At 63.4% G+C, this 15,980-nt stretch carries 15 protein-coding genes; 6 read left to right on the forward strand and 9 right to left on the reverse strand.

The window, feature by feature from the left end; all coding sequences use genetic code 11:
• The first annotated feature begins 22 nt into the window (after positions 1-22).
• The 4 genes from lplT (at position 23) to AC3D25_RS09920 (ending at position 6,173) form a co-directional block, all read left to right on the forward strand.
• Positions 23-1,321 carry a lysophospholipid transporter LplT gene (lplT, locus tag AC3D25_RS09905; RefSeq protein ID WP_488888231.1) on the forward strand — a complete coding sequence of 433 codons (1,299 nt, stop codon included), beginning with the start codon at positions 23-25 and terminating at the stop codon, positions 1,319-1,321.
• A gap of 191 nt (positions 1,322-1,512) precedes the next feature.
• A complete protein-coding gene (locus AC3D25_RS09910; protein ID WP_488888232.1) occupies positions 1,513-1,881 on the forward strand; it encodes an ElaB/YgaM/YqjD family protein in 369 nt (122 codons plus the stop codon).
• A 304-nt stretch (positions 1,882-2,185) separates the two neighbouring features.
• On the forward strand, positions 2,186-4,816 hold the full coding sequence (gene mutS / locus AC3D25_RS09915; RefSeq protein WP_488889657.1) for a DNA mismatch repair protein MutS: 2,631 nt from the start codon (positions 2,186-2,188) through the stop codon (positions 4,814-4,816).
• A complete protein-coding gene (locus tag AC3D25_RS09920; protein ID WP_488888233.1) occupies positions 4,803-6,173 on the forward strand; it encodes a hypothetical protein in 1,371 nt (456 codons plus the stop codon). The genes mutS and AC3D25_RS09920 overlap by 14 nt, the downstream gene beginning before the upstream one ends.
• 74 nt (positions 6,174-6,247) lie before the next feature.
• Here the strand turns inward: AC3D25_RS09920 and AC3D25_RS09925 are convergent, their stop codons facing one another.
• A complete protein-coding gene (locus tag AC3D25_RS09925) occupies positions 6,248-6,796 on the reverse strand; it encodes an FKBP-type peptidyl-prolyl cis-trans isomerase (protein WP_488888234.1) in 549 nt (182 codons plus the stop codon).
• Between the two features lie 33 nt (positions 6,797-6,829).
• Between AC3D25_RS09925 and AC3D25_RS09930 the strand changes: the two genes are divergently transcribed.
• The gene (locus AC3D25_RS09930; RefSeq protein ID WP_488888235.1) at positions 6,830-8,032 is read left to right on the forward strand and encodes a JmjC domain-containing protein; all 1,203 of its coding nucleotides are present in this window, start codon (positions 6,830-6,832) and stop codon (positions 8,030-8,032) included.
• 239 nt (positions 8,033-8,271) lie between these two features.
• Positions 8,272-8,541: a hypothetical protein gene (locus AC3D25_RS09935; RefSeq protein WP_488888236.1), complete on the forward strand. Its 270-nt coding sequence runs from the start codon at positions 8,272-8,274 to the stop codon at positions 8,539-8,541.
• Between the two features lie 126 nt (positions 8,542-8,667).
• Here the strand turns inward: AC3D25_RS09935 and AC3D25_RS09940 are convergent, their stop codons facing one another.
• The 8 genes from AC3D25_RS09940 to AC3D25_RS09975 form a co-directional block, all read right to left on the reverse strand.
• Positions 8,668-9,441, reverse strand: coding sequence for an MBL fold metallo-hydrolase (locus AC3D25_RS09940; RefSeq protein ID WP_488888237.1), 774 nt, complete (start codon positions 9,439-9,441; stop codon positions 8,668-8,670).
• Positions 9,442-9,449: 8 nt separating this feature from the next.
• Positions 9,450-10,592, reverse strand: a complete 1,143-nt coding sequence (gene bamC, locus AC3D25_RS09945; protein ID WP_488888238.1) for an NlpB/DapX family lipoprotein — start codon at positions 10,590-10,592, stop codon at positions 9,450-9,452.
• 151 nt (positions 10,593-10,743) lie between these two features.
• A complete protein-coding gene (dapA, locus tag AC3D25_RS09950; protein ID WP_488888239.1) occupies positions 10,744-11,649 on the reverse strand; it encodes a 4-hydroxy-tetrahydrodipicolinate synthase in 906 nt (301 codons plus the stop codon).
• A 42-nt stretch (positions 11,650-11,691) separates the two neighbouring features.
• Positions 11,692-12,309, reverse strand: a complete 618-nt coding sequence (locus AC3D25_RS09955) for a class I SAM-dependent methyltransferase (protein ID WP_488888240.1) — start codon at positions 12,307-12,309, stop codon at positions 11,692-11,694.
• A 10-nt stretch (positions 12,310-12,319) separates the two neighbouring features.
• Positions 12,320-13,522 carry a tryptophan--tRNA ligase gene (locus AC3D25_RS09960; RefSeq protein ID WP_488888241.1) on the reverse strand — a complete coding sequence of 401 codons (1,203 nt, stop codon included), beginning with the start codon at positions 13,520-13,522 and terminating at the stop codon, positions 12,320-12,322.
• Positions 13,523-13,526: 4 nt separating this feature from the next.
• On the reverse strand, positions 13,527-14,192 hold the full coding sequence (locus AC3D25_RS09965) for a site-2 protease family protein (protein ID WP_488888242.1): 666 nt from the start codon (positions 14,190-14,192) through the stop codon (positions 13,527-13,529).
• 204 nt (positions 14,193-14,396) lie between these two features.
• Positions 14,397-15,029, reverse strand: a complete 633-nt coding sequence (locus tag AC3D25_RS09970; protein WP_488888243.1) for an L-threonylcarbamoyladenylate synthase — start codon at positions 15,027-15,029, stop codon at positions 14,397-14,399.
• Positions 15,030-15,119: 90 nt separating this feature from the next.
• Complete coding sequence (locus AC3D25_RS09975; protein ID WP_488888244.1) at positions 15,120-15,950, reverse strand: 3',5'-nucleoside bisphosphate phosphatase; 831 nt, start codon at positions 15,948-15,950, stop codon at positions 15,120-15,122.
• Positions 15,951-15,980 lie beyond the last annotated feature (30 nt).

Raw genomic sequence — 15,980 nt, forward strand, 5'->3', positions numbered from 1 at the left:
CGCCCGCTCCTGCCCACGCTCCATGAAAAAAGGCTTTTTTACGATCATCGCCGCGCAGTTCGTGTCGTCGCTTGCCGACAACGCGCTTCTGATCGCCGCGATCGCCATGCTCACCGTGATGCATTCCGCATCGTGGATCACGCCGCTTCTGCAAATCTTCTTCACGATTTCCTACGTGCTGCTCGCGCCCTTCGTCGGCGCGTTCGCCGATGCGCTGCAAAAGCGCCACGTCATGTTCATCTCGAACGCGCTGAAGGCGGCCGGTTGCGCTTTGATGATCGCGGGCGTGCATCCGATGATCGCGTACGGCGTGGTCGGCCTCGGCGCGGCGGCGTATTCGCCCGCCAAATACGGCATCTTGACGGAGCTGCTGCCACCGGAAAAACTGATCGCGGCGAATGCGTGGCTGGAATCGGCGACGGTCGGCTCGACGATCCTCGGCACGGTGATCGGCGGCGCGCTGGTGAGCCAGCTTGTCGATCAATGGATTTCCGCCGAGCATCTGCCGCTCGTGCGCACCGCCGCCGATGCCGCCATGTTCGCCGTCATGCTGATCTACGCGGCGGCGGCGCTGATCAACGTCGGCATTCCCGATACCGGCGCGCGTTACCCGAACCGGCTGACCGAACCGACGCGGTTGATCGGCGATTTTTCGCGTTGCTTCAAGGTGCTGTGGGCGGACAAGCTCGCGCAGATTGCGTTGTGGGTCACCACGCTGCTGTGGGGCGCGGCCGTCACGCTGCAATTGCTGGTGCTGAAATGGGCGGGCGCCAATCTCGGCTTGTCGCTCTCCAAGGCGGCCGTGCTGCAGGGCGTGACCGGCCTCGGCATCGCGCTCGGCGCAACTGCGGCCGCCGCGTGGGTTCCGCTGCGCCAGTCGCTCAAGGTGTTGCCGGTCGGGCTGATCACGGGCGGCGTCGCGATCGCGATGGCGTTCTACAACAAGGACCTGTTCCCCGCGGGCTCAGGCGTTCACGTGGGCGGATTTTTCGCGCCGATGTACATCCTGATGGCCTATCCGCTGATGATCCTGCTCGGCGGCTTGTCGGGATTTTTCATCGTACCGATGAACGCGATCCTGCAGCATCGCGGGGCGACGCTTTTGACCGCCGGACATTCCATCGCCGTGCAGAATTTCAACCAGAACATCGCCGTGCTCGCGATGCTCGGCGCCTACGCTTATCTGCTGACGACGAAACTGCCTGTGCAGTGGATCATCGTCGTGTTCGGGCTGTTTGTGTGCGTGATGATGTTCCTCGCGATGCGCCTCCATGCGCGCAACGAGCGCGACGCCGATCTTGGCGCGCTGGTTGAAGAATGACGGCGAGGAACGAGTCTTGCTGATGGTCAATCCATCCGGTTTCCGGGCGGGAACGCCTGCGGCCGGTTCAGGTCGTACAGGATGTAAGTCTTCTATAAAAGTGCGGTTCGTCGGGTATTTTCGGGCATTTATGCCGTAAGATCACTCGTTCTGACCGCAAGATACTTTTCGACACGTCAAAGGAGCAGTAAATGGGATTGTTCACACGTTCTACGCTCGACAGCAAGATCAATGGCGCCGCCAATGTCGGCCAGCGCGCCGTGCGCGGTGCGAGCGACGCCGTCGATACCGCCAGCAGCCAGCTGCGCAGCCTTCTCGACGATCTCGATAGCTCGATTCGCGACGCGAAGGACATCGACGCCGACAAGCTTCGCCGCGATCTCCAGTCGAAGCTGAAAGCGGCCCGCTCGCAGTTCGACGGCTCGGGTTCGCTCATCACGGGCAAATTCAACGACGCCGCCGGTTACGCCGATGAATTCGTCCACGATCGTCCGTGGCAGACGCTGGGCGCGGTCGCGGGCCTGGCGCTGCTCGTCGGCTTTCTGGCCGGGCGTTCGTAAGTTTTTTGCGCCTTCGCGGCGCTTCCCGATAAAAAACGCCGGGCTTCCCGGCGTTTTTTATTGCGTTCGCGATTGCTGGACGCGGCCTGGCGCGGCTTCGCGCGTTAGCCGTTCGGCTAATTCGACGCGCCGCGCCATAGCGGCGATAATTGGCGCTCGGTGTCGCAACCTCTTCGCGTCACGCGCAAAAAATCATCGTTCGCGAGCTTTTTAATTGTCCGAAATTCCTGTCAGCTTGAGCAAATCCACCGAAAACGAATCCGCGAATGCTCCGGGCGGCGCTGATCTGTCGCATCACACGCCCATGATGCAGCAGTATCTGCGTATCAAGGCCGACCACCCGGACACGCTCGTTTTCTACCGGATGGGCGATTTTTACGAGCTTTTCTTCGACGACGCCGTCAAGGCGTCGCGGCTGCTCGATCTCACCCTCACGCAACGCGGCGCATCGGGCGGCAATCCCATCCGCATGGCCGGCGTCCCGCATCATTCGTGCGAGCAATATCTCGCGAAGCTGGTGAAACTGGGCGAGTCGGTGGCGATTTGCGAACAGATCGGCGACCCGGCCACGTCGAAAGGCCCGGTTGAACGCAAAGTCGTGCGCGTGGTGACGCCTGGCACGCTGACCGACGCCGCCCTGCTCTCCGACAAAAACGACGTGTTCCTGCTCGCGCTCTGCCCGTCGCACAATCGCCGCGGCGTAGTCACGAGCGTCGGGCTGGCGTGGCTGAACCTCGCGAGCGGCGGGTTGCGCCTTGCCGAAGTCGCGCCGGAACAAGTCGGCGCGGCGCTGGAACGGATTCGTCCGGCGGAAACGCTGATCGCGGATTCCATCACCGATCTCAACGCGTCGTTCAGCGTGCCGAGCGTCGGCGCGACCACGCGCGTGCCGGCCTGGCATTTCGACACCGCGTCGGGCGGACAGCGGCTTTGCGAGCAACTGGACGTCGCAAGCCTCGACGGTTTCGGCGCGCAGACGCTCACCTGCGCGTGCGGCGCGGCGGGCGCGCTGCTGCTCTACGCGGCCGCCACGCAAGGCCAGCAACTGCGCCATGTGCGCAGTCTCAAGGTCGAATACGAATCGGAATACATCGGCCTCGATCCCTCGACGCGTCGCAATCTCGAACTCACTGAAACACTGCGCGGCACCGAATCGCCCACGCTCTGCTCGCTCCTCGATACGTGCTGTTCGAGCATGGGCAGCCGCCTGCTGCGTCACTGGCTGCATCACCCGCCGCGCGATTCGTCGATTGCCCGCGCGCGTCAGCAGGCCATCGGCGCGCTGCTCGACGGTCCGGCGGACGCGAGCGTCGATCGCGTGCGAACGGCGCTGCGTCAAATCTCCGATATCGAGCGCATCACGGGACGGCTCGCGCTCCTGTCGGCGCGTCCGCGCGATCTGTCGAGTCTGCGCGATACGTTCGCGACGCTGCCGTCGCTGCGCGCGTTGCTGCATGAGCATCGGGACGGCGTGCGGGCGCATTCGAGCGCGCTGGAACGTATCCACGATTCGCTCGAACCGCCGCCCGACTGTCTCGATTTGCTCACGCGCGCGGTCGCAACGGAACCGGCCGCGCTGATCCGCGACGGCGGCGTGATCGCGCGCGGCTTCGACGCCGATCTCGATGAGCTTCGCGATATCTCGGAAAATTGCGGACAGTTCCTGATCGATCTTGAAACGCGGGAACGCACGCGTACGGGAATCTCGAATCTGCGGGTCGAGTACAACAAGGTTCACGGCTTTTATATCGAGGTGACGCGCGGCCAGACCGACAAAGTGCCTGACGATTACCGCCGCCGCCAGACGCTGAAAAACGCCGAGCGCTACATCACGCCGGAACTGAAGGCGTTCGAAGATAAAGCGCTGTCGGCGCAGGAACGCGCGCTCGCCCGCGAACGCGCGCTTTACGACGCGCTGCTGCAAAACCTGCTGCCGTTTATCGGCGATTGTCAGCGTGTCGCCGGCGCGCTGGCCGAACTCGATCTGCTCGCGGCGTTCGCCGAGCGCGCGCGCGCGCTCGACTGGGTCGCGCCGGAGTTCTCGGCAGAAGCGGGTATTGATATCGAACAGGGCCGGCACCCGGTCGTGGAAGCGCAGGTCGAGCAGTTCATCGCCAACGACTGCGACCTCCGCCCGGAACGCAAGCTGCTGCTCATCACCGGACCGAACATGGGCGGCAAGTCCACGTTCATGCGGCAAACCGCGCTGATCGCGCTGATGGCTTACGCGGGCAGTTACGTCCCCGCGAAGCGCGCGCGCTTCGGCGCGCTCGACCGCATCTTCACGCGGATCGGCGCCGCCGACGATCTCGCGGGCGGCCGTTCGACGTTCATGGTCGAAATGACGGAAGCCGCCGCGATTCTCAACGACGCGAGCGCATCGAGCCTCGTGCTGATGGACGAAATCGGGCGCGGCACGTCGACCTTCGACGGCCTCGCGCTCGCGTGGGCGATCGCGCGGCATCTGTTGTCGCATAACGGTTGCTACACGCTGTTCGCCACGCATTATTTCGAACTCACACAGTTGCCCTCGGAGTTCGCGCAGGCCGCGAATGTGCATTTATCGGCGGTCGAACACGATCACGGCATCGTGTTTCTGCATGCCGTGAGCGAAGGTCCGGCTAATCAGAGTTACGGACTTCAGGTCGCGCAACTCGCGGGCGTGCCGCAAGCGGTGATCCGCGCGGCGCGCAAGCATCTCGTGCATCTGGAGCAACAGTCGATCGGCCAGCCGTCGCCGCAATTCGACCTGTTCGCCGCGCCGCCGCCCGAAGCGAGCGAGCCGGAAGCGGACGAACGCGAATTCGCCGCGCCGCACGTCGTGCTCGACAAATTGCGCGCGCTCGATCCGAACGATCTGCGTCCGCGCGACGCGCTCGATCTGCTGTACGAGTTGCACGAACTGGCGAAGTCCGGCGCGGATGGTTCGCGTTGAGCGCGACGTCGCCGCGAGCGCGCCGCTGAGACGGCGCGCTCGCCATTTGTCCGCGCGCATCGGGCTCGGACTCGCGGCAGCGAGCTTGATCGCGTTGGCGAGCGCCGATCTGCGCGCGCAGCCTGACAGTGCGTCGAAACTAGGTTTTGCGGTTATCGCCGACGCACTCGCGCGCCCCGCCGACGAAGCGCCGGTGCGTCAGTTGCTGGATACGATCGGGCGCGACCGCGACACGTCGTTTATCGTCTACGACGGCAATCTCAAGGGCGCGGCCGAGCCGTGCCGCGACACGATCTACGACGCGCGCCACGCGCTCCTCGATGCGTCGCGCGTGCCGCTCGTTCTGTTGCCCGGCCAGCACGACTGGGCCGATTGCGGCCTTGCGCAAGCAGGCGCCTACGACCCCGTGGAACGGCTCGATTTCGTGCGCCAGCTTTTCTACGTCGACGGCAATTCGCTCGGACAGACGCCCATGTCCGTCACGCGCGAAAGCGAAGTCGCCCGCTTTCGGCCGTTTCGTGAAAACGTGCGCTGGCAGGCGAACGGCATCGCGTTTATCGGGCTGAACGCGCCCGGCCCGAACAACCACTACCTGACCGCGGGCGGACGCAATGGCGAGTTCGAAGACCGCAGCGTCGCGAACGCGTTCTGGCTCGAACACGCGGTGGAATCGGCGCGGCGCGCGGAGGCGCGCGCGGTGGTCGTCGTCATTCAAGGCGATCCGGATTTCGCCCGCTTCGAACGGCGCGACCGCTTCGCGTGGCTGCGCTTTACGCGCAACAATCCGACCCGCGACGGCTTTCTCGAGATCAAGCGCAGTCTCGTGAAGGCGGCCGAGCTTTTTCACGGCCCGATCATCGTGATTCACGGCACCAACGAACCGCTGCCGTTCGGATTCCGGATCGATCAGCCGCTGCGCAACGACAAGGGTGTCGTCGTCACGAATTTGACGCGCATCGCGATGGCGCTTAAAAAGCCGCAGACGCAATGGCTCGATGTCCAGACGGATTCTGGATGGCGTCCGCCGTTTCGCGTCCGCGTACGCGATGCAACGACGCGACTCAATATGACCGCGCGTCCCGACGCGCCCGTCGAAGCGTCGCCGACGGACGCCACCGAGCCGTTCTTCCAGCGGCTTCAGCCCGGTCAGCCGCGCAACGATCTGCCCGCATCGGTTCCGGCGCCCCCCGCCCTGCCGCCGTCCACACCGCCCGCGATGCCGCCGATCCTAAGCGCACCAGCACCGATGCCGCCGCTACTTCCCGCGTCCGGATCGAGCGTCACCGGACCCTACGCGCCGCAGGATCTGAACGCCGATCCGAACATCATCGCGCCGCCCGCGAAGCAGAATCCCTAGACACCGAACACGCGATCGCCAAACAAAAAGGGCGCAGCCGTGGCCGCGCCCTTTTCGCTAAACAAATCGATGCCTCAGTGCAGCGTCGGGCCCGATTCCTTGCCCGGTTCGTCGGCGTCGTCTTCGTCCTCGTCGAGGATTTCCAGACCTTCGGCGCCGTGCGCGTGCTGGTGTTCTTTTTCGTCGTCGGTGGCTTCGCGCACTTCTTGCACGCTCAGCGCAAAACGCAGCGCCATGCCCGCGAGCGGATGGTTGCCATCGAGCACGATCTTGTCTTCCGCGACGTCCGTCACGGTGTAGATCAGCGAATCGAGTTCATCTTCGCCGTCTTCCGGCGTGCCTTCGAACTGCATGCCCACTTCGATGGGTTCAGGGAAGCGGCTGCGCGCTTCAATCTTCACCAGTTCCGGATCGTATTCGCCGAACGCGTCAACCGGTTCGAGCTGGATCTGCGTCTCGTAGCCCGTTTCCTGGCCGTCGAGCGCTTCCTCGATCTTGGGGAACGTGCCATCATAGCCGCCGTGCAGATAGACCATCGGCTCGTCGCTTTCCTCGATCAGATTGCCGTGTGCGTCGGAAAGCTTGTAGGCGACTGAAACGACGGTGTCTTTTGCGATTTTCATTGGATTCTCCAAGATACAAGCCTGAATTATACGATGCCGACGCGGCCCCTTGATGCTTCCCCCGGCCCCTTCGCGGCGCCGCTTCCCGACGAGCGCACGCCTTTGCTCGGCAATCTCACTCCGGCGCAGTTCATGCGCCGTTACTGGCAGAAGAAACCGCTCCTGATCCGGCAGGCCATTCCCGGCATCCAGGCGCCGCTTTCGCGCGACGAACTGTTCGATCTCGCCGACGACGAAGACGTCGAATCGCGCCTTCTCACGCATTTTCGCAAGACCTGGGCGATGGAGCACGGACCGTTCGCGCCCGACGAATTGCCGCCGGTCAAAAAGCGCGAATGGACGTTGCTCGTGCAAGGCGCGAACCTGCACGACGATCGCGCGCGCGCCCTGCTCGACCGTTTTCGTTTCGTGCCGGACGCGCGCCTCGACGATCTGATGATCTCCTATGCGACCGATGGCGGCGGCGTCGGCGCGCATTTCGATTCCTACGATGTGTTTCTTCTGCAGGTGCATGGCAAGCGGCGCTGGCGGATCGGCGCTCAGAGCGACCTGTCGCTAAAACCGGGACTGCCGTTGAAAGTTTTACAGCATTTCGAACCGCAGGAAGAATGGCTGCTCGAACCGGGTGACATGCTGTATCTGCCGCCGCATATCGCGCACGACGGCGTAGCGGAGGGCGAATGCATGACGTGTTCGATCGGCTTTCGCGCGCCCTCCACGCAGGAACTAACCGGGCAGTTTCTGTATCACCTGGCGGAGCGCATCGGCGATTCGGCGCGCGCGGACACTCGGTATCGCGATCCGGCGCAACCCGCGGTCACGAAGCCCGCGGAACTGCCGGCGCTCCTGATCGAGCGGGTTGGCGCGATCCTTGCGAATGTTAGCTGGAATGAGAAGGATGTCGCGGCGTTTCTCGGGACGTATCTAAGCGAGCCGAAGGCGAACGTCGTCTTCGATCCACCGGAGCGGCCGCTCACCGAAACGCGTTTTATCGAACGCGTGAAAAAGAGCGGTTTAAAGCTCGATCGGAAGACGGTTTTGCTGTACGACAAACGCCATTATTTTCTGAATGGCGAAGCCGAAAAAATGGCGGCAGATACGCGAAAATGGCTGCCGGAACTGGCCGATTTGCGGCGTTTTGAAGCGAAACGGTTTGTAACACTATCGGACGATTCGTCAATGACAGCGTTACTGCACGAGTGGTATTGTGCGGGCTGGATTCAGGTTGACGCCTGAGGCTTCGTCTTTGGTCCGTCTTGCTGTTCCGCATTGCGAAAGTTTGTATGAGAAAGACAACGTATTGGCCCCGCATTTATCGACGGTCGATACGAAAGTGCATATAATTTCCGCCCAAGCCGTAGTAAGTCTCACACTAATATAAATGTGAGTCTCCACAGCGGCCCAAGTCGGTGTTGGAGCACACATTACCGGTACTTTGCGCTGTTGCTTACCTTTAACCATAAAAGGACGTGATCATGAAGAAATCTCTCCTCGTAGCATCCCTGTTGGCTGCTGTTGCTCTTGCTGCATGCAACAAGTCTAGCGATACGGCTGCTCCGGGCGCTGCTAGCGATACGTCGGCTGCTTCGGCACCGGCTGCTGCTGCATCGGACGCAAACGCTGCAGCATCGAGCGCATCGGCTGCTGCAAGCGACGCATCGTCGGCTGCTACCGCTGCTTCGGACGCAACGGCTTCGGCTGCTGCTCCGGCTGAAGCTGCTCCGGCATCGGGCGCAAGCCAGTAAGGTTTGCCGCGAGTCTCCTGGCGAGACTTGCAAAGAAAAAACCGGCCCTCGGGCCGGTTTTTTTGCGTCTGCAGCATGAGTATTCGTTGTCTTATACGACCGCCGGATCGCGTCTAAGGCGATGCGCTAAAGCGTGAGCCAGTCGAAGCCCTCGGCCTGCGTGGCGACGATCACATCGCTCAACTCGCCGCCCAGCACCGCCGACAAAGCCGTCTGCGCCAGTTCCGGCAGATTATTCTGCTGACTCAAATGCGCGGCCACCAGATGCCGCAGTTTCGAGCGATCGAGCGAAGCCAGAATCTCGGCCGCCGCACCGTTGTTCAAATGGCCGTGCAGACCGCCGATCCGCGCTTTCAACGAAGCCGGATAACGGCTCGTCGCGAGCATCTCGATATCGTGATTGGATTCGAGCACGAGCGCGTCACAGCCGCTCAACACGCTCGTGATATGCGGCGTCGATACACCGACGTCGGTCAGAACGCCAAGACGGCATGCGCCATCGGAGAAGACGTATTGCAGCGGCTCGCGCGCGTCGTGCGGCACTGTGTACGGCAAGAGGCTCAGATCGCCCACAGCGACGCTCTCGTCACCCCACAGCACCCGCAAATCCACCGGCGCCTCGTCCGCGCCGATCGCGCGGGCCGTGCCCCAACTCATATAGAGCGGGATCGACCATTTACGGCCGAGCGTGAGCGCGCTGCCGATGTGATCCGTGTGTTCGTGGGTAATGACGACGGCGTCGATATCGCCGATTGACAAGCCAATGCGGCCGAGGCGCCGCTCGATCTCGCGGGCGGAAAACCCGCAGTCGAGCAGCACGCGGGTGGTGGTCGCGCCGCTCGCCGCCTCGACCAGCAACGCGTTGCCCTCGCTGCCGCTGCCGAGACTGGCGAAGCGCATCGACAACGTTAGTTGAGCTGCGCGTGCAGCAGCGAAACGATGCGCTGCGCGTCGGTGGACGTATCGGCCTGCCCGTTCGCATCGACCACGGCGATTTGCGTCACGCCGTCGGTCTTCGGACGGACGTTCACGAGGAACTGACGCGTCGGCTTCGGCGTGTTGCTCGAAAAGAACTTGCCGAAGAGGCCGTCCTTCTTGATTTCCTGCATCGAATCCGAGTAATGCACGTAGTACAGACCCTTCGTCCGGTCACGGTTATCGACCGTGAAATTCGTGCGGTCGAGCGCCAGGCCGACACGCAACCACGCGCGATCGAACGATTCCGAGAGATCAAGCGTCGAGGTGCCCGCGGATTGATCGACGGCGACTTTTGCGCCCGCCGGACGTGCATCGGTCAGCAACTGCTTGGCCTGCGCGTCGGTCAGGCCGAACTTCTCCATGATCTTCGCGAGGAACGCGGCTTCGAGCGCCGGATTACGCGGACGCGCTTCCCAGCGCGAGCCGGTCTTGTCCTGTCCCGTCAGCACTTCTTCCATCGCGCTGTGCGTGACGGAAATGTCGGTCGAGCCATCCTGCGTACGCTCGACGAGCGTGCGGAACTGGTCGCGCGTGCCCGACGAATACGCGAAATCGACCAGCTTGCCGAGGCTCTTCCTGAACCAGTCGTCCGGGATATTCGCGCGGTTTTCGGCCCAGTCCGTCATCATGATGCCGGTCTGCGGCGCATCGGTCTTGAGCGTGAAGCCGTTCTCGGGCCAGAACTCCTGCAACTGCGGCCAGACTTGATCGGGCGTGCGGCCGTCGATCACGAGCCAGCGGCGGTCGCCGTCGCTTTCGACGTGCATGCCGTACGGGTCCTGCGCGGTCGGCACGCCGAGCGTGGCGTTGCCGGCCGGCGTGAGCAGGCGTTCGGTGCCGCCGCCGAGCGCGTTCACCTTGGGCGGCGCGGCATAGCGCTGGCTGATGTCGCCCGTCGAGAGATCGGACGGAACGGTGAGCGACGGCGCAGTTTCCGCGCCTTTGTAATTGACGCGATCCGGCGCGAGCCAGTCGTTCAGCGTGTCACAACCCGCGAGCGCGACGACCGTGCCGAGAGCAAGCGACAACGCGCTCAGGCGGCGAGCGTGAGTGGAAAGTGCGAAACGTTTCATGGGGTCCTTCGTGATGCTGAAAGCGCGTTGCCTGGAGTCGATGCCGGGAACGGGTCGATGAACGACGGTTGATGACTGGCGATGCGGCCAAACTCGGTGGCACGCGACACGGCCACGACGCATTCACGCGCCGTGGCCGTATCGCGGACCATCAGGCCACGAGCCCTGTTTCGCGCAACGCGTCACGCACGATGTCGTGATAGCGCGCGTCGAGCGGCGTAAGCGGCAAACGAATCCCGCCTTCCATGCGGCCGAGCGCCTGGAGCGCCCATTTCGCCGGAATCGGATTCGACTCGCAGAAAAGGTTCTTGTGCAATGCAAGCAGGCTCAAGTGAATCTTGCGCGCGGTGATGGCGTCGCCTGCTAGCGCCGCCCGGCACAGTTCGCTCATGGCCTTCGGCGCAACGTTCGCCGTGACCGAAATATTGCCGTGACCGCCGAGCAGCATCAGCGCGATGGCCGTGGGATCGTCGCCGCTGAAAATGGCGAAATCTTTCGGTGCGTGCTTGATGAGATGCGCCGCGCGGTCGATGCTGCCCGTCGCTTCCTTCACGCCGATAATGCCCGGCACGGAAGCGAGTCGCAGAATGGTTTCGTTCGCCATATCGGCGACGGTGCGGCCCGGCACGTTGTAGAGAATCACCGGAATATCAACCGATTCCGCGATTTTCGAGAAGTGCCGGAACATGCCTTCCTGAGTCGGCTTGTTGTAGTAAGGCACGACTTGCAACGTGGCATCGGCGCCGACCTTCTTCGCCTCTTTCGACAACTCGATGGCTTCAGCCGTCGAATTACCGCCCGCGCCCGCGATGATCGGAAAGCGGCCGGCCGCATGCTCGACCGCCGTCTTCACCATCAGGATGTGTTCTTCGACCGTGAGCGTGGCCGACTCGCCGCTCGTACCCACCACGACGAGGCCGTTCGTGCCTTCCTCGACATGCCAGTCGATCAGCTTTCGAAACGCCGGCAGATCGAGACTACCGTCCTCGTGCATCGGTGTGACGATGGCAGGAATGCTGCCGCGGATCTGGATGCCGCCGTGTGTTTCGTTTGTCATGAAACGCTATGAATTTGATCGGTAAACAGCAATTGTAGCGGATTAGCCCGGCAAATCGTAACGAGGCGGGTTCGCGGCTTCGTTACGATCGGTAAGACCCGTTTCGGGACGATCCGGCGAAGCATCGCGCTCGCGGATCGCGCAGATTCGCTGCACGCAGGATGCGCGCGGCGAGGGCGTAAAACCATCCTGATAAGCGATGACACGCAGCGTGCCATGCACCGCCGCGAGCAGTTCGCCCGGCTCCAGCAGGAACGCCGGATTCGACGGCTTGCCGAACTGCGCGTTACCGGCAGCGAACGTTTCGTAGATCAGCACGCCGCCCGGCGCCAGCGCCGCGAAAAGCTGCGCGAAGAGCGGCCGGTGCAGATAATTCGTCACGACGACCGCGGCGAATTTTTCATCGGCGTTCAGCGGCCACGGCGCGTTTTCAAGATCGGCTTCGCGCGTCCTGATGTTCGGCTCCGAGGACAAACGCGCGAGCGCGTCGGCATCGCGATCGACTGCCAGCACCGCGTGGCCGCGCGACGCGAACCAGCGCGCGTGACGCCCGTTGCCGGTCGCGACATCGAGCACCGCGCCGGCCGCCGCCACCAGATGCGACCACTCGCGCACCCAGCGCGACGCTTCGGTTGGCGGCGTGAAAACGGTCGGCTGCATCAGTCGCGCATCAGTTGTACGACAGGCCCATCGCGTCGCGCACGTCGCGCATGGTTTCCACCGCGAATTTGCGCGCCTTGTCGCAGCCGTCGGCCGCGATCGCGCGCAACAGCGACGGATCGTCCATGTATTTTTGCGCGCGTTCGAGCATCGGCTGCTGCTCGCGCAGAATGCCTTCGATCACCGGCTGCTTGCAGTCGAGACAGCCGATACCCGCCGTCCGGCAGCCCTTCTGCACCCACTCGTGCGTGGTTTCGTCGGTATAGACCTGATGCAGTTGCCACACCGGGCATTTGTCCGGATCGCCCGGGTCGGTGCGGCGCACGCGCGCCGGATCGGTCGGCATCGTGCGAACTTTTTTCGCGATGGTTTCCGCGTCCTCGCGCAAACCGATCGTGTTGCCATACGACTTCGACATCTTCTGACCATCGAGACCCGGCATGCGCGACGCCGCCGTCAGCATCGCCTGCGGCTCGACCAGGATGATCTTGCGCGCGCCTTCGAGATAACCGAACAGGCGCTCGCGGTCGCTCATCGAGAGGCTCTGCGATTCCTGCAGCATCGCACGCGCTTGTTCGAGCGCTTCGTCGTTGCCTTCCTGCTGATAGGCGACGCGCAATTCGTGATAAAGCTTCGCGCGCTTGCCGCCAAGCTTCTTCGCCGCTTCGAGCGCTTTTTCCTCGAAACCGGGCTCGCGACCGTACAAATAATTGAAGCGGCGCGCGATTTCACGCGTCATTTCGACGTGCGGCACCTGATCCTCGCCGACCGGCACGAGCGACGCGCGGTACAGCAGGATGTCGGCGGCCATCAGCACCGGATAGCCGAGAAAACCGTAGGTGGAGAGATCTTTCTCGCGCAGCTTTTCGATCTGTTCCTTGTAGGTCGGCACGCGTTCGAGCCAGCCGAGCGGCGTGCCCATGCCGAGCAGCAGCGACAATTCGGCGTGTTCCGGCACCTTGCTCTGGATGAACAGCGTGGCCTGCGCCGGATCGATACCGGAGGCGAGCCAGTCGATCAGCACTTCCCACACGTTCTTCTCGATCACGTCCGGCGTTTCGTAGTGGGTCGTGAGCGCGTGCCAGTCGACGACCGCGAAGAAACACGGGTATTCGGACTGCAGCCGGACCCAGTTTTTCAGCACGCCGTGATAGTGGCCGAGGTGCAGCGAGCCTGTCGGCCGCATGCCGGAGAAGATTCGGTCAGGGAACATGGTTTTATTGAAATAGCGAAGCAAGGGGATTCAAAACGGCCGAAACCGCGACATAGCCGGCATTCACGAGCGGCCCGAGCCAATAACGCGTCAGCACGCCCGAGACGACGAGCGCCATCACGATGAAAAAGCCATACGGTTCCAGCTTTTGCAGCGTAAGCGATGCGCGCACCGGGAGCAACGCCATCAGCACGCGGCCGCCGTCGAGCGGCGGCAGCGGAAAGAGATTCAGCACGCCGAGCACGAGATTCACGCCGACACCCGCCGCCGCCATGCGCGTGAGGAACGGCTCGTCGACGTTGAGCGCGGCCAGCAACACGGCGATCACGCCCCAGATCAGCGCCTGCGCGAAATTGCTGCCCGGCCCGGCGGCGGCGACCCACAAGCTGCCCCAGCGTGGATTACGCAGGTTGCCGAAGGCGACGGGCACCGGTTTCGCGTAGCCGAACATAAAGGCGCCGCTCGTTACGAAATAGAGCACGAGCGGAATCAGGATCGTGCCGACCGGGTCGATATGGCGCATCGGGTTCAGCGAAACGCGGCCGAGCACGTAGGCCGTGTTGTCGCCGAGCATGCGCGCCGCGTAGCCGTGCGCGGCCTCGTGCAACGTGATCGCGAAGATGACGGGGAGCGCGTAGACCGCGATTGTCTGTATCAGGGAAGAATCCATAGCTCGCTATTGTATCAAGCAGTTGTGGCGCCACTCGCAGCCGCGCTGACGGAAGTCGTCACGCGGAAAGCCAAGTGCGCCGGATGGCGAGCGGTTTTACGGGTCGCGCCGGGAATAATGCCTGCACCGCAAAAAGCTGTCGGAATTTATTGCACCGATGCGTTCGCCCGGCCGCGCTCGGGCGCGCCATTTGGCTGAAACGTGCTAATCCGCGGTCAAGCCGAAAGGCTCCAGGCTGCCTCGCCCCGGACGCACGAGGACGGCTTCCGGCCCAGTCAGGTCGATCACGGTAGAAGGCTGCGCCGGACACGCGCCTGCATCGATCACCAGATCGACCTGCTTTTCCAGCCGGTCGCGAATCTGCTCGGCGTCGTTCATCGGTTCGGTATCGGGCGGCAGGATGAGCGTGGAGCCGAGCAGCGGCTGGCCAAGCGCTTCGAGCAGCGCGAGGGTGATCGCGTGGTCCGGCACGCGCAGGCCGATGGTCTTGCGCGACGGATGCGACAGCCGACGCGGCACTTCCTTGGTCGCTTGCAGCACGAACACGTAAGGCCCCGGCGTGACGGATTTGATCAGACGGTACTGCCGGTTATCGACCATCGCGAAATTCGACAACTCCGATAAATCGCGCACCAGCAGCGAGAGCAACTGTTTCTCATCCAGCCCGCGAATGCGGCGGATGCGCTCGACGGCGTCTTTATCGTCGAGATGGCACGCGAGCGCGTAGCTCGAATCGGTCGGCAACGCCACGATGCCGCCGTCGTTGATGATCTGCACCGCCTGGTTGATCAGGCGCGGCTGCGGATTGTCCGGATGAATTCGAAAGTATTGAGACATATCGGTCTAATTGTTCTTCGTGGCGCACGGGAAACGCCCGGCGATGCAAGGAACGTGCGCAAGACACGCCGCAGGACACTGATTTGACGCTCAGGCCCAGCGCTCCCACACGGGCTTGAGATCGGCGGGAAGCGGCGGAAGCATGCCGAGATCGATCCGGCCCTCGCCCGCCGCGTGGAAATCCGACCCGCGCGAGGCGTAAAAGCCGTAGCGTCGCGCGACCTCCGCGTATTCGCGATATTGATCCGGCGTGTGGCTGCCAGTCACCACTTCGATCGTCTCGCCGCCGAGCTGGATGAACTCGTCGAAGAGCGCGGCGAATTCGACCTGCGAATAATTGTAGCGGCCGGGATGCGCGATCACGGCATCGCCGCCCGCGGCTTTGATCCACGACATGGCGTCAGCGAGTTTCGCCCAGCGATGCCCGACGTAGCCCGGCTTGCCGTCGCCGAGATAACGCGCGAACACGTCGGACGTGGACGCGGCGTAGCCCTCTTCCACGAGAAAACGCGCGAAATGCGTACGCGAAACGGTGTCGGGATCGCTTGCGTAGCGCAGCGCGCCTTCGAACGCGCCGGGAATGCCGGCCGCCGCCAGCGCCTCGCCGATCGCTTCACCGCGTGCCGCGCGGCCGTTGCGCGTCGCGGCGAGCCCTGTGATGAGCGGCTCGCATTCCGGGTCCACGTTCAGACCGACGACGTGAACCGTCCGCCCCGCCCAGGTCACCGAAATTTCGACGCCCGCGACATAGCGCATGCCAAGCGACTCCGCCGCCGCGCGTGCTTCGCGCTGGCCGGCGAGTTGATCGTGGTCGGTGAGCGCCCAGAGCGTCACCCCGCCCGCATGCGCGCGCGCGGCGACATCGGCGGGCGCGAGCAGGCCGTCGGAGACGTTGGAATGGCAATGCAGATCGGCGTTCATCGTGAGCAGGTTAGGATTTCTCCTAGCATT

The sequence above is a fragment of the Caballeronia sp. SL1002 genome (assembly GCF_057814995.1).